This is a genomic window from Streptomyces albofaciens JCM 4342, from assembly GCF_008634025.1.
Lineage (GTDB): Bacteria > Actinomycetota > Actinomycetes > Streptomycetales > Streptomycetaceae > Streptomyces > Streptomyces albofaciens.
Genome location: NZ_PDCM01000002.1, coordinates 4,185,095 through 4,203,313 on the forward strand (window position 1 = coordinate 4,185,095; position 18,219 = coordinate 4,203,313).

Annotated in this window: 18 protein-coding genes; 8 read left to right on the plus strand and 10 right to left on the minus strand. The window is 71.7% G+C overall.

Annotated elements, in window-relative coordinates:
* Positions 1–4 precede the first annotated feature (4 nt).
* The 3 genes from CP973_RS38185 to CP973_RS38195 all read left to right on the plus strand — a co-directional run bounded on the left by CP973_RS38185 (position 5) and on the right by CP973_RS38195 (position 1,772).
* Complete coding sequence (locus tag CP973_RS38185) at positions 5–463, plus strand: phage holin family protein (RefSeq protein ID WP_030678806.1); 459 nt, start codon at positions 5–7, stop codon at positions 461–463.
* Complete coding sequence (locus CP973_RS38190) at positions 460–1,386, plus strand: alpha/beta fold hydrolase (protein WP_150249274.1); 927 nt, start codon at positions 460–462, stop codon at positions 1,384–1,386. Before CP973_RS38185 ends, CP973_RS38190 begins: the two co-directional genes overlap by 4 nt.
* Positions 1,387–1,574: 188 nt before the next feature.
* On the plus strand, positions 1,575–1,772 hold the full coding sequence (locus CP973_RS38195; RefSeq protein WP_053202008.1) for a hypothetical protein: 198 nt from the start codon (positions 1,575–1,577) through the stop codon (positions 1,770–1,772).
* Between the two features lie 73 nt (positions 1,773–1,845).
* Here CP973_RS38195 and CP973_RS38200 read toward each other — a convergent pair whose 3' ends face one another.
* The 3 genes from CP973_RS38200 to nth form a co-directional block, all read right to left on the minus strand.
* The gene (locus CP973_RS38200) at positions 1,846–3,045 is read right to left on the minus strand and encodes a MarP family serine protease (RefSeq protein WP_150249277.1); all 1,200 of its coding nucleotides are present in this window, start codon (positions 3,043–3,045) and stop codon (positions 1,846–1,848) included.
* 13 nt (positions 3,046–3,058) lie between these two features.
* Positions 3,059–3,763 (minus strand): NUDIX hydrolase, encoded by a 705-nt coding sequence (locus CP973_RS38205; protein WP_150249280.1) that lies wholly within the window; start codon positions 3,761–3,763, stop codon positions 3,059–3,061.
* A gap of 154 nt (positions 3,764–3,917) precedes the next feature.
* Positions 3,918–5,252, minus strand: coding sequence for an endonuclease III (gene nth, locus CP973_RS40295; RefSeq protein ID WP_208853443.1), 1,335 nt, complete (start codon positions 5,250–5,252; stop codon positions 3,918–3,920).
* Positions 5,253–5,389: 137 nt separating this feature from the next.
* On the opposite strand from nth, the gene CP973_RS38215 reads away from it, so the two are divergent.
* Positions 5,390–6,064 (plus strand): Crp/Fnr family transcriptional regulator, encoded by a 675-nt coding sequence (locus CP973_RS38215; RefSeq protein ID WP_003981529.1) that lies wholly within the window; start codon positions 5,390–5,392, stop codon positions 6,062–6,064.
* Between the two features lie 195 nt (positions 6,065–6,259).
* On the opposite strand, the gene CP973_RS38220 is transcribed toward CP973_RS38215, so the two are convergent.
* A complete protein-coding gene (locus CP973_RS38220; protein WP_244410228.1) occupies positions 6,260–7,276 on the minus strand; it encodes an agmatine deiminase family protein in 1,017 nt (338 codons plus the stop codon).
* Positions 7,277–7,441: 165 nt separating this feature from the next.
* Between CP973_RS38220 and CP973_RS38225 the strand changes: the two genes are divergently transcribed.
* Positions 7,442–8,041, plus strand: coding sequence for a TetR/AcrR family transcriptional regulator (locus tag CP973_RS38225; RefSeq protein WP_150249287.1), 600 nt, complete (start codon positions 7,442–7,444; stop codon positions 8,039–8,041).
* 162 nt (positions 8,042–8,203) lie between these two features.
* Here the strand turns inward: CP973_RS38225 and CP973_RS38230 are convergent, their stop codons facing one another.
* The 4 genes from CP973_RS38230 to sp36 all read right to left on the minus strand — a co-directional run bounded on the left by CP973_RS38230 (position 8,204) and on the right by sp36 (position 10,859).
* Entirely contained in the window at positions 8,204–9,034 is an 831-nt protein-coding gene (locus CP973_RS38230; protein ID WP_150249290.1) for an MBL fold metallo-hydrolase, read from the minus strand.
* Complete coding sequence (locus CP973_RS38235; protein ID WP_150249293.1) at positions 9,031–10,041, minus strand: NUDIX hydrolase; 1,011 nt, start codon at positions 10,039–10,041, stop codon at positions 9,031–9,033. Before CP973_RS38235 ends, CP973_RS38230 begins: the two co-directional genes overlap by 4 nt.
* A 195-nt stretch (positions 10,042–10,236) precedes the next feature.
* Positions 10,237–10,701 carry a RidA family protein gene (locus CP973_RS38240; protein WP_150249296.1) on the minus strand — a complete coding sequence of 155 codons (465 nt, stop codon included), beginning with the start codon at positions 10,699–10,701 and terminating at the stop codon, positions 10,237–10,239.
* Positions 10,698–10,859 (minus strand): Sp36 family protein, encoded by a 162-nt coding sequence (gene sp36 / locus CP973_RS38245; protein ID WP_003981536.1) that lies wholly within the window; start codon positions 10,857–10,859, stop codon positions 10,698–10,700. Before sp36 ends, CP973_RS38240 begins: the two co-directional genes overlap by 4 nt.
* Positions 10,860–11,021: 162 nt before the next feature.
* On the opposite strand from sp36, the gene bagA reads away from it, so the two are divergent.
* Together bagA and bagB are read left to right on the plus strand one after the other, a co-directional pair.
* Positions 11,022–12,017 carry an ATPase BagA gene (gene bagA / locus CP973_RS38250; protein ID WP_150249299.1) on the plus strand — a complete coding sequence of 332 codons (996 nt, stop codon included), beginning with the start codon at positions 11,022–11,024 and terminating at the stop codon, positions 12,015–12,017.
* A complete protein-coding gene (gene bagB, locus CP973_RS38255) occupies positions 12,014–13,438 on the plus strand; it encodes an ATPase BagB (RefSeq protein WP_244410229.1) in 1,425 nt (474 codons plus the stop codon). The genes bagA and bagB overlap by 4 nt, the downstream gene beginning before the upstream one ends.
* Positions 13,439–14,020: 582 nt before the next feature.
* On the opposite strand, the gene CP973_RS38260 is transcribed toward bagB, so the two are convergent.
* On the minus strand, positions 14,021–14,413 hold the full coding sequence (locus tag CP973_RS38260; RefSeq protein WP_150249302.1) for a WhiB family transcriptional regulator: 393 nt from the start codon (positions 14,411–14,413) through the stop codon (positions 14,021–14,023).
* Between the two features lie 531 nt (positions 14,414–14,944).
* Here CP973_RS38260 and CP973_RS38270 point away from each other — a divergent pair.
* A complete protein-coding gene (locus CP973_RS38270; RefSeq protein ID WP_150249305.1) occupies positions 14,945–17,158 on the plus strand; it encodes a transglycosylase domain-containing protein in 2,214 nt (737 codons plus the stop codon).
* A gap of 155 nt (positions 17,159–17,313) precedes the next feature.
* On the opposite strand, the gene CP973_RS38275 is transcribed toward CP973_RS38270, so the two are convergent.
* Entirely contained in the window at positions 17,314–17,778 is a 465-nt protein-coding gene (locus CP973_RS38275) for a GatB/YqeY domain-containing protein (protein WP_150249308.1), read from the minus strand.
* Positions 17,779–18,219: the final 441 nt, after the last annotated feature.

Consider the following 18,219-nt stretch of genomic DNA (forward strand, 5'->3'; position numbering starts at 1 on the left):
GTCGATGAGCACAGCCGACGACGGCGCGGACCGCAGCCTCGGGCAGTTGGTGGCCACGGCCACCGCCGAGATGTCCGCACTGGTGCACGACGAAATCGCACTGGCCAAGGCCGAGCTGCGGCAGGACGCGAAGCGGGCCGGCATCGGCAGCGCCGCGTTCCTCGTGGCGGGCGCGCTGGCGCTGTTCGCGCTGCCGGTGCTGAGCTTCGCGGCCGCCTACGGCATCCACAACCTCGGCCTCGGCCTCGCCTGGTCCTTCCTGATCGTCGGCGGCGCCTTCCTGGTCATCGCCCTGCTGCTGGTGCTGATGGCGGTGGCCAAGCTCAAGAAGATCAAGAAGCCGGAGAAGACCATCACCTCGGCCAAGGAGACCGCGGCCGTCCTGCAGAACGTCAAGCCGCATCCGCGTCCGGCCACCGAGGACCATCCGGTCCTGGAGTCTGTGACACGCTCCTCCGTATGACGGCTCCCGACAGTTCCGACACGGTCGTACGTCCCGACGGGCCCTGGACCCACCGGGACGTGGCGGCCAACGGCGCGCGTTTCCACATCGCCGAGATGGGCGACGGGCCGCTGGTGCTGTTGCTGCACGGCTTTCCGCAGTTCTGGTGGACCTGGCGCCACCAGCTCCCGGCGCTCGCCGAGGCGGGTTTCCGCGCGGTGGCGATGGATCTGCGCGGCGTGGGCGGCAGCGACCGTACGCCGCGCGGCTACGATCCGGCCAACCTGGCCCTGGACATCACCGGGGTCGTACGGTCCCTGGGCGAGCCGGACGCCGCGCTGGTCGGGCACGACCTCGGCGGCTACCTGGCGTGGACGGCGGCGGTGATGCGGCCGAAGCTGGTGCGGCGTCTGGCGGTGTCCTCGATGCCGCACCCGCGGCGCTGGCGCGCGGCGATGCTCGCCGACTTCAAGCAGAGCAGGCAGAGCTCCCACATCTGGGGGTTCCAGCAGCCGTGGCTGCCCGAGCGCCGGCTGGTGGCGGACGACGCCGCCCTGGTGGGGCGGCTGATCCGGGACTGGTCCGGGCCGCGGCTGCCCGAGGACGAGGACATCGACGTCTACCGCCGGGCGATGACCATCCCCTCGACGGCGCACTGCACGGTCGAGCCGTACCGCTGGCTGGTGCGGTCGATGGCCCGACCGGACGGCATCCAGTTCAACCGGCGCATGAAGTGGCCCGTACGGGTGCCGACGCTGCACCTGCACGGCTCGCTCGACCCGGTGATGCGCACCCGCAGCGCGGCCGGGTCCGGGGAGTACGTCGAGGCCCCGTACCGCTGGCGCCTCTTCGACGGCCTCGGGCACTTCCCCCACGAGGAGGACCCGGTGGCGTTCTCCACCGAGCTGATCAACTGGCTGAAGGACCCGGAACCGGACCGGTAGGACCGGGCGGGACGGCGGCCGGAGCCTTCCGTTCCGGGCCGGTGCGGCCGTGACGGCCGGGCCCGGTGGTACGACACGCCGAACAGATCCGAACGCACGTATGACGAACAGCCAATTGCCGCCCGCATAGGCCAATTGACGGCCCGCCGAGCGATTACGGAGCCCGGAGCACGGGCAGAGTCGTGGGTATGGGCTGGACGCACGACTACCGTGACGTGGCACGCGACCGCCGCAGCAGCGCCGCTGCGACGGGCACTCCGGAGAGGGGAGCCTCGGACCTTGTGTCCGGTGGGTCCCCCGACCTCGCCCACCCGCTGGGCATTCCGCGCATCCTGCGCCGCCGGGCGCGCTGGATGACCGCGCGGCTCAAGCATCCACGGACCTGACGCCCGCCGGAGCCCCGGGCCGGGGCGCAGGCGTCCGCCTGCCCGCCCGGACCCGTCCGGCTCGCCCTCCCCGTCACATCGCGCAGCCCTGGCTGTCCACGGGCCGCTGGGCCGTGCGCCCCTGGGTGATGTCCGCGCGGATCTCGTCGGCGGTGAGCGCGTAACCGGTGTTGCTGTCGTCCAGGGACTTGGCGAAGACCACTCCGTAGACCTCGCCGCTCGGCGTGAGCAGCGGGCCGCCGGAGTTGCCCTGCCGGACCGTGGCGTACAGGGAGTAGACGTCGCGGGCGACCGTGCCGCGGTGGTAGATGTCCGGTCCGTCGGCCTTGATACGGCTGCGGATGCGGGCCGCGCGGACGTCGTAGCCGCCGTTCTCCGGGAACCCGGCGACGATGGCGCCCTTGCCGGTGCCCGCGGCGTTCTGCGTGAAGCGCAGCGCGGGCGCCGGCAGTGACGGCACGTCGAGCACCGCGATGTCGCGCTGCCAGTCGTACAGGACGACCTTGGCGTCGTACGTACGGCCCTCGCCGCCTATCTGGACGGTCGGCTCCTTGACGCCGCCCACCACGTGGGCGTTGGTCATGACGCGGTGCGGCGCGAAGACGAAACCGCTGCCTTCGAGGACCTTGCCGCAGCTCGGGGCCGTGCCGACGACCTTGACGATGCTCTTGCGGGCCTGCGCCGCGACCGGGCTGTCGGCCAGCTTGGGGTCCGGGGCCGGCACCGCGTGGATCGGCTCGTTCGAGAACGGCGTGAAGACCTGCGGGAAGCCGTTCTGCGCCAGGACCGAGGAGAAGTCCTTGAACCAGGTGTTCGCCTCCTGCGGCATCACCTGGGAGACGCCGAGCAGCACCTTGGAGTTGCGGACCTCCTTGCCCAGCGTCGGCAGCGAGGTCTGGGCCAGCATGGAGCCGAGGAGCCAGGCGACCAGCAGCATCGCCAGGACATTCACCAGCGCGCCGCCCGTGGCGTCCAGGGCGCGCGCCGGTGACCAGGTGATGTATCTCCGGAGCTTGTTGCCCAGGTGGGTGGTGAGGGCCTGGCCCACCGAGGCGCACACGATCACGATGGCGACCGCCGCGATCGCCGCGAAGGTGCCCGGGGTGGCGTCATCGGTGATCTCGTTCCAGATCACGGGCAGCACGTAGACCGCGACCAGGCCGCCTCCGAGGAAGCCGATCACGGAGAGGATGCCGACGACGAAGCCCTGGCGGTAGCCGACGACGGCGAACCACACCGCGGCGGCCAACAGCACGATGTCCAGCACGTTCACGCCCGACACCGTCTCACGCGCGCCGGTCGAGCGGGACCTGCTTGGCACGGTCCCATGGCAGCTCCCACCCCGCGTAGTGCAGGATCCGGTCAATCACGCCCGCGGTGAAACCCCAGACCAGAGCGTCCTCCACGAGGAAGGCGGGGCCGATGTGGCCGCTGGGGTGGCGGGTGGTCACCCGATGGGCGGGGTCCGTGAGATCCGCCACGGGCACCGTGAAGACCCGGGCCGTCTCGGCCTCGTCCACCGCGCCGACCGGGCTCGGCTCGCGCCACCAGCCCAGTACGGGCGTGACGACGAACCCGCTGACCGGGATGTACAGCCGCGGCAGCACGCCGAAGACCTGGACACCGGCCGGATCGAGACCGGTCTCCTCCCACGCCTCGCGCAGCGCGGCGCGCACCGGGCCCGCGCCCTCCGGGTCGCCGTCCTCGGGGTCGAGGGCGCCGCCGGGGAACGAGGGCTGTCCGGCGTGCGAGCGCAGGGTGCCCGCGCGCTCCATGAGCAGCAGCTCGGGGCCACGGTCGCCGTGCCCGAACAGGACCAGTACGGCGGACGGCCGGCCGCCGCTCTCGGGCGGCAGGAACCGGCTGAGCTGGTGGGGCTCGATCGTGGCGGCGGCACGGGCCACCGGCGCCAGCCACTGCGGCAGGCCGTCGGTGCGGACGGCCGTGTCATACGCCGCGGTCTTCGCGTACTGCTCCCGTGCGCTCGTCATACGCGCCCCCTCAGGCCCTGGATCGGTGGGATCGATGGTCATGCGGCCGTGGCCGGTCCTATTCGGGCTGAGTCCTTTCGCGGCCGGTTCGGTTCCGCTTCCCGTATGAGCGTTTGGTACCGGGCGGGGCCGCGGGGGCGGCGCGCGGCGGTGTTCACCGGCCCGCCAGCGGGGGCGCGGGCTGCCCCGGATAGTCGGCCGGGGGCCGCAGCCGCTGGCCCGGCTGGCCGCCCATCTCGTACTTGAGCAGCTTCTTCGCCTTCTCCGGGTCCAGCTCGCCCTCGCCGTACGACGGGCAGTCGTGGGCGATGGGGCAGGCGCCGCAGGCGGGCTTGCGGGAGTGGCAGACCCGGCGGCCGTGGAAGACGACGCGGTGCGAGAGCATCGTCCACTCGCTCTTGGGGAAGATCTCGGCGATCTCCGCCTCGACCTTCTCCGGGTCCTGTTGCTCGGTCCAGCGGAAGCGGCGGACCAGCCGGCCGAAGTGGGTGTCGACGGTGATCCCCGGGACACCGAAGGCATTGCCCAACACGACATTGGCGGTCTTGCGGCCGACGCCCGGCAGCGTCACCAGATCCTCCAGGCGGCCGGGGACCTCGCCGTCGAAACGGTCCCGTAGCGCCGTGGAGAGGCCCAGCAGCGACTTGGCCTTGGCCCGGAAGAAGCCGGTCGGCCGGATCAGCTCCTCCAGCCGCTCGGGCTCGGCGGCGGCCATGTCCTCCGGGGTGGGGTAGGCGGCGAACAGGGCGGGGGTGGTCTGGTTGACCCGCAGGTCGGTGGTCTGCGCGGACAGGACCGTGGCGACCAGCAGCTCGAAGGAGTTGCGGAAGTCCAGCTCGGGGTGGGCGTACGGGTAGACCTCGGCCAGCTCGCGGTTCATCCGACGGGCGCGGCGCACCATGGCGGTACGGGACTCGGGCTTGGCGGAGGGCTTGGGGGAGGTCTTGAGGGAGGGGCTGGGGGCGGCCTTTTTGGTGGCGGTGGGGTTCTTGGTGGCGGGCTTCTTGGTGGGCGCCTTCTCGGTGGCCGTCTTTGCGGCAGTGGCCTTCTCCACGGCTGCGTTCTTGGCGGGCGCCTTCTTGGCGGCTGCCTTCTTGGCGGCGGTCTTCTTGGCCGCGGGCTTCTTCGCTGCCGTCTCCTCGGCAGTCGCCTTCTTGGCGGTCGCCTTCTTGGCGGTGGCCTTCTCGGCAGTCGCCTTCTCGGCAGCCGTCTTCTTCGCCGCCGACTTTGTCGCCGTCTTCTTCGCCGTGGCCCGCTTCGCGGCAGAGGTCCCGGTCACGGCCGTTGTGGCAGACTTTTTCCGAATCGTCGCCTTTTTCGCCGTTTCTCCGGTTTCCACCGCCTTCGCGGCCTCGGCGGGCGCCTGTTCGCCCACAGCGGAATCGCGGCCCGCGCTCACTCGCTCAGCCCCCTGGTCCTGTGCTCTCACCGGCGTATTGGACACTCGGCCAGCGTAAGGCCACCCACTGACATCCGGTCCGATCTCCATGTCGGGTGGGCCCAATCGGCCCCCTGCCGTATGGCTTGCGCCACGGGTCCGGCATCCTTGTGATTGATCGCACTGTTTTGCATTCCGGCATGATGGGGACCAAGGTCCCTTTGAGCATGTCGACAAGGAGAGATCTCGTGGACGACGTTCTGCGGCGCGCACCGCTCTTCGCGGCGCTCGATGACGAGCAGGCGGCCGAGCTGCGCGCCTCGATGGGAGAGGTCACGCTCGCCCGCGGCGACGCCCTGTTCCACGAAGGGGACCCGGGCGACCGCCTGTACGTGGTCACCGAGGGCAAGGTCAAGCTGCACCGCACCTCCCCCGACGGACGGGAGAACATGCTCGCCGTCCTCGGCCCCGGTGAGCTGATCGGCGAGCTCTCCCTCTTCGACCCGGGCCCGCGTACCGCCACCGCCACCGCACTCACCGAGGTCAAGCTGCTGGGCCTGGGCCACGGCGACCTCCAGCCCTGGCTGAACGCCCGCCCGGAGGTCGCGACCGCCCTCCTGCGCGCCGTCGCCCGCCGCCTGCGCAAGACCAACGACCAGATGTCCGACCTGGTCTTCTCCGACGTGCCGGGCCGGGTCGCCCGTGCACTCCTGGACCTGTCGCGGCGCTTCGGCGTGCAGTCCGAGGAGGGCATCCACGTCGTGCACGACCTCACACAGGAGGAGCTGGCCCAGCTGGTCGGCGCCTCCCGCGAGACGGTCAACAAGGCCCTCGCGGACTTCGCGGGCCGCGGCTGGCTGCGCCTGGAGGCGCGTGCGGTGATCCTGCTGGACGTGGAGCGCCTGGCGAAGCGTTCGCGCTGACGCGCGCCGACCGCTGACGCCGCACGCCCCACCGGCCACGGAACACCGGCCACCCCACACCGGTCACCGAACACTGGTCACCGAAAGGGTCCTGCTTCCCCGAGGAGCAGGACCCTTTCGCGTGAAACCGGCCAACCGGCCCTACGGGACCGCGACCGCCACCGCACCCACAGATCCCTACGGCGCCCGCGGCCCCTACGCCGCCCACGGCAGCTGCCACGTCGCGCAGTGGATGCCGCCCCCGCCCTCCCCGACCGCGTCGATCGAGACCTGCCGGATCTCCCGACCGGGGTGCAGCTCGCGCAGGACGCCGGCGGCCCGGTCGTCGGCCCGCCGGTCGCCGAAGCGCGGCAGGACCACCACACCGTTCGCCACGCAGTAGTTCAGGTACGAGGCGAGAAACTCCGGCCCGCGCTCCCCGATCGCGTACGGGTCGGGCTCCGGCACCTCGACGATCTCCAGCCGCCTCCCCCTGGCGTCGCGGGCCCGCTCCAGGACGCCGCGGGCCTCCTCGTACACGCGCGTCCACACGTCCGGCCCGTCCCCCTGCCACGGACGGCTCAGGAGGACGGCACCGGGTGCCACGAACCGGGCGACGCTGTCGATGTGGCAGTCGGTGATGTCCTCGCCCCGTACGCCCGCCACCCAGATCACCCGCCGCGCGCCCAGCAGGCGTTTCAGTTCCGCCTCGATCCCGGCCCGTGTCATGCCGGGGTTGCGGTTGTCGTTGACCAGGGAACTCTCGGTGACGAGCAGGGTCCCCTCACCGTCCGTCTCGAAGGAGCCGCCCTCGGCGGTCATCCCGGCGTCGATACGGGTGATGCCCTCGTGCTCCAGCAGCCGGCGGGCCACCCGGCCGTCATTCGGGTGGCGCTGCTTGCCGCCCCAGCCGTTGAAGTGGAAATCGACGCCCCTACGGGCGGCGTCCGGGGGCGCGCCCGGCCGGCTGACGACGACCGGGCCGGTGTCCCGTATCCACAGGTCGTCGACCGGGACGGGTACGACCTCCACCGCCGCGCCGCACGCCCGTCGGGCCCGTATCTCCTCCTCGGGTCCCGCCAGCAGCGTGACCGGCTCGTACTCGGAGAGCGTGCGCGCCAGCCGGGCGATGTCGCGCTGCACGTCGGGAGCCCGGTCGCCCCACAGGGAGTCGGACGGCGGCCAGGCGAGGTACATCCGGGCGTGCGGCTCCCACTCGGCAGGCATGCGCATGACCGATCCTCGGGTCCTCATCCCGTTTCCTTCCGGCTTCCGACCCTCGCTATCCTGACTGAGTTTTCAGTCAGCACATCCGAACGTAGCACCCCCACCCTTCGCCCGCGACCGCATTCCGGCCACCCGTCCCGGCTCCCCGGCCACCGAGTACGGTGGTCGACTGTGTCCGAACGCCGAGTGCAGATCCTGGAAGCCGCGACCCGCGCCATCGCGCGGAGCGGCGTACGCGGCCTGCGGGTGGAGGAGATCGCCGCCGAGGCCGGGGTGTCCACCGGGCTGATCTACTACCACTTCGGCGGCCGCGCCGAACTGCTGCGCCGCACCCTCGACTTCATCGGCGAACGCGCCGAGCGCCACACGACGCCGGACCCGGAGACGGTGCGCCTGGCGGGCCCGCGCGCGCAGTTGGAAGAGATGCTGCTGCGCGAGCTCCAGGACACCCCCGAGATGGTGGAGAACAGCACCGCCTGGGGGGAGTTCCAGTCCAGCGCCGTCTTCGACGCCGGGCTGCGGGAGCAGTTGCGCGAGGCGACCCGGCAGTGGACGGACGACCTGGCCGACCTCGTACGGGAGGCCCAGGCCGCGGGCACGGCCGACCGCGGTGCCCCGGTGGCCGACGTGGCCGAACGGCTCAGCGCCCTGGTGGAAGGCCTCAGCACCCGCTGGCTGAGCGGTTCGGTGTCGCTGGACCGCGCCCGTGAGCTGCTGCGCGGCGGGATCGAGCGGGAGTTGGGACCCACGGCGGACGACGACCCCGCTTAGAAGCGGACGCCCCCCTTAGAAACCGTCTCCCGCCGGCTCTCAGACCGGCTCAACCGGCCTACCCGTAGGTCCCCAACCGGCTCAACCGGACCGCCCGCAGATTCTCCGACCGGCTCGACCGGACCGCCCGCAGATCCTCCGACCGGCTCAACCGGCCCGCCCTCAGATCAGCCCGTGCTCCCCCAGGTAGTCCAGCTGTGCCCGTACGGACAGTTCCGCGGCGGGCCACAGCGTGCGGTCCACGTCCGCGTACACGCTCGCCACGACCTCCGACGGCGTCCGGTGCCCGGCCTCGACCGCCGTCTCCACCTGGGCCAGCCGGTTGGCGCGGTGCGCGAGGTAGTACTCGACCGCGCCCTGCGCGTCGTTCAGTACGGGCCCGTGGCCGGGCAGCACGGTCGTGACGCCGTCGTCGACCGTCAGCGAGCGCAGCCGCCGCAGCGAGTCGAGGTAGTCGCCGAGCCGGCCGTCCGGGTGCGCGACGACGGTGGTCCCGCGGCCCAGGATCGTGTCGCCGGTCAGCACGGCGGCGTCGGCCGGGAGGTGGAAGGAGAGCGAGTCGGCGGTGTGGCCGGGGGTCGGTACGACCCGCAGTTCCAGGCCGCCGGTGGTGATCACGTCTCCGGCCGCCAGCCCCTCGTCACCGAGGCGCAGCGCCGGGTCGAGCGCCCGTACGGCCGTTCCGGTCAGCTCCGCGAAGCGCGCGGCGCCCTCGGCGTGGTCCGGGTGACCGTGCGTCAGCAGGGTCAGGCCGATCCGCTTGCCGGCCTGTCCGGCGGCGTCCACGACGGCCTTGAGGTGGGCCTCGTCCAGCGGTCCCGGGTCGATGACGACCGCCACGTCCGCGTCGGGCTCGGCGACGATCCAGGTGTTGGTGCCGTCCAGGGTCATCGGGGACGGGTTCGGCGCGAGCACGCACCGGGCGCGGTCGGTGGCGAGCCCGGCGATGGACCCGCCGCGGGGCTGACCGGGGAGGGCGGCTGCGTACGTCATGCGGTGGGCTCTCCCGTGGTCGTGGTCGTGGTCGTGGGTGAGGACGAAGGCGAGGTCGCGGGCGGAGGCGTGGTCATGGGCGGGTCCGGGACCGAAGCCGGGGCTTCCGGGCCCTCCGCACCCTCCGCGCCCTCCGCGGCGGCGATGTGCTTGGTGAACTCGTCGTGCCCCGGCCAGCTCAGAACGATTTCGCCGCCCTCGATCTCGGCCCGTGCCAGGACGGGCGACAGGTCCCGGCCGTCGGCCGCGGCCAGGGCCTCGGCGGCGCTCCCGTACGGCTCCAGGCTGCGCAGCGTGGAGATGGTCGGCGGCATCATCAGCAGCTCGCCGCGGTCGTACCCGGCGGCGGCTTCGGCGGGGCGGATCCACACCGTACGGTCGGCCTCGGTGGACGCGTTCCGGCAGCGCTGTCCGGCGGGCAGGGCGGCGACGAAGAACCAGGTGTCGTAGCGGCGCGGCTCGAACTCCGGCGTGATCCAGCGCGCCCAGGCGCCCAGCAGGTCGCTGCGCAGGACGAGGCCGCGGCGCTCCAGGAAGTCGGCGAAGGACAGCTCGCGGGCGACCAGTGCCGCGCGGTCCGCCTCCCAGCCGTCCCCGGTGGTGTCCTCGACCACGGTCTCCGCCGAGGCCCCGGCGAGCAGCACGCCCGCCTCCTCGAACGTCTCCCGGACGGCCGCGCAGACCACGGCCTGCGCCACGGCCTCCTCCCCGGCCCCGAAGCCGAGCCGGGCGGCCCACTCGGCCCGCGAGGGCCCGGCCCAGGCCACCGGCTTCTCGTCCCGCGCGTCGACGGACCCGCCGGGGTAGGCGTACGCGCCGCCCGCGAAGGCCATCGAGGCGCGTCTGCGCAGCATGTGGACGGCGGGGCCGCCGGTGCCGGTGTCCCGCAGCAGCAGCACGGTCGCGGCCCGGCGGGGCGCCGCCGGGGTCAGCTCACCCTGCGCGAGGGCCCGGATGCGGTCCGGCCATTCCGGCGGATACCACTGGCCGTTGGAGGTCGACGACATGGCCGGATGCTATGCGTTTGCGCGTGGATGTTCGAGGGGGCCCGGATATGGCGAGGCCGGGCGGCCCGGTTTCCCGGCCCGCCCGGCCCTCGAAGATCTACGGTTTCGTATGGGTACGGCACACCCGTCCGGCCTGTCGTACGGGTACGGAACACCCGCCCGACCTTCGTACGGGTACCGAATCCCCGCCCGACCTCAGTCCGCGACCTCGACCTGCATCTCGACCTCGACCGGCGCGTCGATCGGCAGTACGGCCACGCCCACCGCGGAGCGGGCGTGCACGCCCTTGTCGCCCAGCACCTCGCCCAGCAGCTCGCTGGCGCCGTTGATGACGCCGGGCTGGCCGGTGAAGTCGGGGGCCGAGGCGACGAAGCCGACGACCTTGACGACCCGCACGATCTTGTCGAGGTCGCCGATCACGGACTTCACGGCGGCCAGCGCGTTCAGCGCACAGGTGGCGGCCAGCTCCTTGGCCTGCTCCGGGCTGACCTCGGCGCCCACCTTGCCGGTGGCCGGCAGCGCGCCGTCCACCATCGGCAGCTGGCCGGAGGTGTGGACGTACGCGCCCGAGCGCACCGCGGGCTGGTAGGCGGCCAGCGGCGGCACCACCTGGGGCAGCTTCAGGCCCAGCTCGGCGAGCTTGTCCTCCACCGCGCTCATGCCTGCTTCTCCCGCTTCAGGTAGGCCACCAGCTGCTCGGGGTTGTTCGGCCCCGGCACGACCTGGACCAGCTCCCAGCCGTCCTCGCCCCAGGTGTCCAGAATCTGCTTGGTCGCGTGCACCAGCAGCGGCACGGTCACGTATTCCCACTTGGTCATGGGGCCGAGCGTAATGCCTGTACGGGCGGGCCGCGGACGCGGCGGGCGGGGGCGGACACCGCGCGTCCCGCCCCGCGCGTGGCGCATTCGCCACGCCCCCGGCGCACAACCCGGCGACGGTCCCGTGCGTAGCCCGTACCCGGACTGGTTAGGCTCCTTGGCGTGAGCAGGCTCCATGTCGTCAGCGGCAAGGGCGGTACCGGCAAGACCACGGTCGCCGCTGCCCTCGCCCTCGCCCTGGCCACCGAGGGTCGCCGTACCCTCCTGGTCGAGGTCGAGGGCCGGCAGGGCATTGCCCAGGTGTTCGAGACCGAGGCGCTCCCGTACGAGGAACGCAAGATCGCGGTAGCTCCGGGACCAGGAGGAGGGGACGTCTATGCCCTGGCCATCGACGCCGAGCGCGCGCTTCTCGACTACCTCCAGATGTTCTACAAGCTCGGCGGCGCGGGCCGTGCCCTGAAGAAGCTCGGCGCGATCGACTTCGCCACCACCATCGCCCCCGGCCTGCGGGACGTCCTGCTGACCGGCAAGGCGTGCGAGGCGGTGCGCCGCAAGGACAAACGCGGGCGCTACGTGTACGACGCCGTCGTCATGGACGCCCCGCCCACCGGCCGCATCACCCGCTTCCTGAACGTGAACGACGAGGTCGCCGGCCTCGCGAAGATCGGCCCGATCCACAACCAGGCGCAGGCCGTGATGCGGGTCCTGAAGTCCCCCGAGACGGCCGTCCACCTGGTGACCCTGCTGGAGGAGATGCCCGTCCAGGAGACGGTGGACGGCATCGCGGAGCTGCGCGCGGCCGGTCTGCCGGTGGGCGGCGTGGTGATCAACATGACCCGGCCGGAGGTGCTGGACACCGGCGAGGTGGACATCGCCGCCAACGGCGCCCGCACCGGCATCGCCGAGGCGCTCGCCGGGGCCGGGCTGGGCGGGGGCCGCCGCGGCGCGGCCGGCGTGGCGTGGGCCGACCGGCTCATCGACCCGCTCCTCGAAGAGGCCCGCGAGCACGCCCAGCGCGTCGATCTGGAGCGCGCCGAACACGCCGAGCTGGCCGGACTCGGCCTGCCCACGTACGAATTGGAGCTGCTCCCGGAGGGAGTGGACCTCGCCGGGCTGTACCGGCTGGCGAGGGACCTGCGGAAACAGGGGCCCATATGACCGCGGACGCACCCACCCAGGACGACGGCACCGCACCGTCCCGGCGCACCGCGCCGCCCGCCCCCGGGCGCGGCGCGCTGGACTCGCCGGCCGCCCGTCTGGAGGTCGACCCGCTGCTGGACGACCCGCGCACCCGTATCGTCGTGTGCTGCGGCTCCGGCGGCGTCGGCAAGACCACGACCGCCGCCGCCCTCGGCGTACGCGCCGCGGAGCGCGGCCGCAAGGCCGTCGTGCTGACCATCGACCCGGCCCGCCGGCTGGCGCAGTCCATGGGCATCTCGGAACTGGACAACGTGCCGCGCCGGGTCAAGGGCGTCGACGAGTCGGCCGGCGGCGAGCTGCACGCCATGATGCTCGACATGAAGCGCACCTTCGACGAGATCGTCGAGGCGCACGCGGACGCCGAGCGGGCCCGCGCGATCCTGGAGAACCCCTTCTACCAGTCCCTGTCGGCCGGCTTCGCGGGCACGCAGGAGTACATGGCCATGGAGAAGCTGGGCCAGCTCCGTTCCCGCGACGCGTGGGACCTGATCATCGTGGACACCCCGCCCAGCCGCTCCGCGCTCGACTTCCTGGACGCGCCCAAGCGCCTCGGCTCCTTCCTGGACGGCAAGTTCATCCGGGTGCTGATGGCGCCCGCGAAGGCCGGCGGGCGGGCCGGCATGAAGTTCCTCAATGTCGGCATGTCGATGATGACCGGCACGCTCAGCAAGATCATGGGCGGCCAACTGCTGCGTGACGTCCAGACGTTCGCCGCCGCCATGGACACCATGTTCGGCGGCTTCCGTACGCGCGCGGACGCGACGTACCGGCTGCTCCAGGCGCCCGGCACCGCGTTCCTGGTCGTGGCGGCGCCGGAGCGGGACGCGCTGCGCGAGGCGGCGTACTTCGTCGAGCGGCTGGCCGCCGAGCAGATGCCGCTGGCCGGGCTGGTGCTGAACCGGGTGCACGGCAGCGGCGCCGCGCAGCTCAGCGCGGAGCGGGCGCTGGCCGCCGCGGAGGCCCTCACGGAGCCGTCCGAGGTCCGGTCTGAAAATCTTGGCGGGAACGGCATTGTGGATCTAGGGGACGGGAAGGCTGACTCTCGTACCGCCGACGGCCCCTCCCCCGCCGCGGCGGACCCCTCGACAACGGACGACTCCCCTTCGGCGGCCCGTCTGGCCGCCGGCCTGCTGCGGCTGCACGCCGAGCGCATGCACGTGCTCGCGCGCGAGCGGCGCACACGCGACCGCTTCACCGCGCTTCATCCCGAGGTTCCGGTGGCGGAGATCGCCGCGCTGCCCGGTGATGTCCACGACCTGTCGGGGCTACGGGCGATCGGGGAGCGGCTGGCCGTACAGGAGTCGGTCGTCGTACAGGAGTCGGCCGTACAGGAGAGGGACGGGGTGCGGGAGCGGGAACAGGGGCACGGGGAGAGCTGAGCCGGGAAGGGCATCGCTCACCCACCAGGGATCGTCTCCGACCACCGCTGATCATCGCTCTGGCCGCTCACAAGGGCTCGCGCCAGTGCGCCCGCAACCGGAGCCACGTCGGCCGAAACGATACGGGTGGCGAAGCCATAAGAGGATCGAAGCCATACGGTCAGCCAACGGCACACTCCGGGCGCGCACAGCTCACACACGCCCATCCGCACCGCTCACGCCCTCGGCCACCTACCGCGGCCCGCGCGCCGGCAACTCACCGGCCGTACCCCGCACGTACACAGACAGCCAGCCCACGTCGGCCATGCACGCACCGACCGCCGTACCAACCGTCGTACCAACCGCCGCACCGGCCTCACCGAACCCGATACCGAACGGGGTATCGAACCCGGCCCTGCCCGACGGGTACGCCGGACCGCACAGCGGACCGCAGACCGCAGACCGCACCGGACCGTATTCCGGATCACCCGCCGAACCGCGCCGGCTCACACCGACACCGCCGGACCACCGGACCACCGGACCGTGGGCCGCTGGGCCACTGAGCCATCGGACCGCCCGGCTTACGACGAGTGAACGCCGGGCCTAACCCACTGCGGCGTAGTTGTCGTACGTACCGTCGTAACGGTTGCCGTACGCGTTGTCGTAGGTGTTCTCGTACGTCTCGTCGTCGTCACAGTCCACGGGCAGGATGCCCGTGCTGCGCTCGTACTCCGTACGTGCCGTCTCCAGCAGTCGGCGCCACGAGGTGACGGTCGGGCGGCGGCGCAGCAGCGCCCTCCGCTCGCGCTCGGTCATACCGCCCCAGACTCCGAACTCCACGCGGTTGTCCAGGGCGTCGGCCAGGCACTCCGTCCGCACCGGGCATCCGGTGCAGACCGCCTTGGCCCGGTTCTGGGCCGCTCCCTGAACGAACAGCTCGTCCGGATCGGTGGTGCGGCAGGCTGCCTGTGTACTCCAGTCGGTTACCCAGCTCATGCTGGCGCCGTCCTCTCCCGAATCGAGGCTCCCCCACGGCGGCAAGCGGCATATTCACCGTTGCCAGTTGAGGACGTTACGGAAGGCGAGCAGGGCGCAACACCCCCTTCGGGCCCAATCTTGAATGGCCCGAACGGACTATGCGTACGCGGCAGATCACCCAACGGAGTGAGCCGGGGGCATAGGCCACCTTCCCGGCACCATGGGGCACTTCGCCAGCACCACAGCGGATTCCCGGTGACATATGCGGACGTACGGGACACGCTCGACGGCCGGAGGCGGGGTTGACGCATCGACGTGCCGCGTCTGCCGCACCGGACGGGATCAGGTTAAACGAACAGATGCGCCCCTGTCCGGCGATTGAGAACGTAGCCACCTGACGAAGTCGGACCGACCGGCCGTTCACCCTTGGCCGGAAAGCCCCCACCGCTGTCCGGATCGGATCGCCGGCCGGTCGCGGCCCGGTACGCGGACGTCCCGAACGGAGCCCCGCTCCCGCCGGACCCCGCGCCCGAGGCTTAGGGTGCCCCCATGGGTAAGAAGCGCGACGGCGGGGGTCTGACCAAGACCCAGCAGGCCGCTAAATTCCTGGGCGTCAGCGTGCTGGCCGGAGCGGTGCTGGCAGGCCTGGCCCTCCCCGCCGCCGGCGCGCTGGGCCTGGCGGCCAAGGGCTCGGTCGAGAACTTCGACGAGATCCCGGCCAACCTGAAGACGCCGCCGCTGAGCCAGCGGACCACCATCCTCGACGCGAAGGGCGGCGAGATCGCCAAGGTCTACTCGCGGGACCGCACCGTGGTCGACCTCAAGGACATGTCGCCGTACATCCAGAAGGCGATCGTCGCCATCGAGGACGCGCGTTTCTACCAGCACGGCGCGATCGACCTGAAGGGCATCCTGCGCGCGCTCAACAAGAACGCGCAGTCCGGCGGGGTCTCCGAGGGCGCCTCGACGCTGACGCAGCAGTACGTGAAGAACGTTTTCGTCGAGGAGGCCGGCGACGACCCGGACAAGGTCGCCCAGGCCACTCAGCAGACCATCGGCCGCAAGGTCAAGGAGCTGAAGTACGCGATCCAGGTCGAGGAGGAGCTGGGCAAGCGCAAGATCCTCCAGAACTACCTGAACATCACCTTCTTCGGGCAGCAGGCGTACGGCGTGGAGGCGGCCTCCCAGCGGTACTTCAGCAAGCACGCCAAGGACCTCACGCTGGACGAGTCCGCGCTGCTGGCGGGCATCGTGCAGTCGCCGAGCCGCTACGACCCGGTCAACGACCCCAAGGAGGCGCAGCGCCGCCGTAACACCGTGCTCCAGCGGATGGCCGACACCAAGGCCATCACCCAGGCGCAGGCCGACGCCGCCGCCAAGAAGCCGATCAAACTCGACGTCAGCCGGCCCAAGAACGGGTGCATCACGGCAGGTTCGGGTGCCGGCTTCTTCTGTGACTACGTACGCGAGGTCCTGCTCAACGACCCGGCCTTCGGCAAGACCCGCAAGGAACGCGGCAAGCGCTGGAACCAGGGCGGCCTGACGATCCGTACGACGCTCGACCCGCAGACCCAGAAGTCGATCCAGGCCGCCGTCACCGGCCGGGTCTACGACAACGACCCGGTCGCCGCCGCGGCGACGATCGTCCAGCCCGGCACGGGAAAGATCCTGGGCATGGGCCAGTCACGTCCGTACGGCTTCGGTCAGAACCAGACCCAGATGAATCTGTCCGTCGACCAGAAGATGGGCGGCGGCGCGGGCTACCAGCCCGGCTCGACGTTCAAGCCGGTGATCGCGGCGGCGGCCCTGGAGGCGGGCAAGAGCCCGGAGCAGACGTACTCGTCCCCGTACAAGATGCCGTACCCGAGCCCGGTCTCCACCTGTACGGGCCAGTGGACGGGCCGGGACACCGTCCAGAACGAGAACACCACCGAAGTCGGCCCGTACGGCATGAAGGAGGCGACCGCGAAGTCGGTCAACACCTACTTCGTGCAGCTGATCAGCGACATCGGCATCTGCCCGGTGGTCAAGATGGCCAAGGAGATGGGCATCCAGCGGGCCAACGGCCACGACGTGGAACAGAAGCCCGCCATCGCGCTCGGTTCCCCCGAGGTGTCCCCGCTGACCATGGCCAACGCATACGCCACCTTCGCCAACGAGGGCGTCGCCTGCACGCCGGTGGCCATCGAGTCGATCACCGACGCGACCGGCAAGGCGCTGACCGTACCGAAGACCAGCTGCCGGCGCGCGATGTCGCAGAACACCGCCAAGACCATCAACGCGCTGCTCAAGGGCGTGGTCGAGGACGGCACCGGCAAGCAGGCCGGCCTCCAGGGCCGGGACAGCGCGGGCAAGACCGGCACCACCGACAACCGCTACGCCGCCTGGTTCACCGGCTACACCCCGAACATGGCCGGCGCGGTCTGGGTCGGCGACCCCGCCCACAAGCGCCGGATGTTCGACATCACCATCGGCGGCACCTTCCACGACAAGGTGTACGGCGCGGACACCCCCGGCCCGATCTGGCGCCAGGCCATGTCGGGCGCCCTGTCCGGCCGGCCCGCCCCCTCCCTGCCCACCGTCCCGATCGGCGACTCCGGCAAGAACCAGGACGACAACAAGGGCGGCGGAGGCGGCGGGCACCACCGTCCTCCGCACCGGCCCGGCGGTGGCGGTGGTGGCGGCGGCGGCCACAACGACAAGCCGGGCGGGGGCTGGGACATTCCCGGCTTCCCGGGGCTGTTCGGGGGGACCGGGGGCTGAGGACCGCTCGGCCGGACCTTGACGAAGGGGCGCTTCCACCCGAGGTGGAAGCGCCCCTTCTCGTATGCGGTACGGATCGTCTGCGGTACGGATCGTCCGTACGGCGGTCGCTCGTCCGCGGGGGCGGACCAGGCCCGCCCCCGCTCCCAGCTTCCTCAGCCCGCGAGCAGCTTCTTGACCGCCGCGGCCACCCGGCCGCCCTCGGCCCGGCCCGCGATCTTCGGGTTCACGATCTTCATCACGGCGCCCATCGCCTTCGGCCCCTCGGCACCGCCCGCCTTCGCCTCCGCGATGGCCTCGGCGACCAGGCTCTCCAGTTCCTCGTCCGTGAGCGGCTTGGGCAGGTACGCGGCGAGCACCTCACCCTCCGCGCGCTCCCGCTCCGCCTGCTCACCGCGGCCGCCCTTGTCGAACGCCTCGGCGGCCTCCCGGCGCTTCTTCGCCTCCCGCGCGATGATCTTCTCGACCTCGGCATCCGAGAGCTCGCGCGCCTCGGTGCCCGCGACCTCCTCCTTCTGGACGGCGGTCAGAGTGAGACGGAGGGTGGAAGAGCGCAGCTCGTCACGGGCCTTGATGGCCGTGGTGAGGTCGTCCTGCAGCTTCGACTTGAGCGTGGTCATGACGTCGAGTATGCCCGCAGGCGGCACCGAACGCCGACCATTAAGCGGTGGGGGGGTGCGGGTGGTGGGGACGGGCCGGGCCCGGGGCGGAGCGGCGCCACGTACGGGCGGGGCTGTACGGAGGGAGCGGTATGGACGGGGCCGCGCGGAGGTAGCCGTACAGACGGGGCCGTACGGAGGGAGCCGTACAGACGGGGCCGTATCGAGGTAGCCGTACCGAGGTAGCCGTACGGACGGGGGCGTACCGAGGTGCCGCATGGACGGGGCCGTACTGAGATGCCGTCTGGACGAGGCCGTACAGAAGAAGCCATACCGAGGGAGCCATGCCGCGAGGGGTGCCATCCTCGGGAGCCACACCGCAAGGGGCGCCATACCGCGACGGGCGCCATACCGAGGGAGCCATACCGCGATGGGCGCCACCCCCTCCCCCTCTGCCACGAT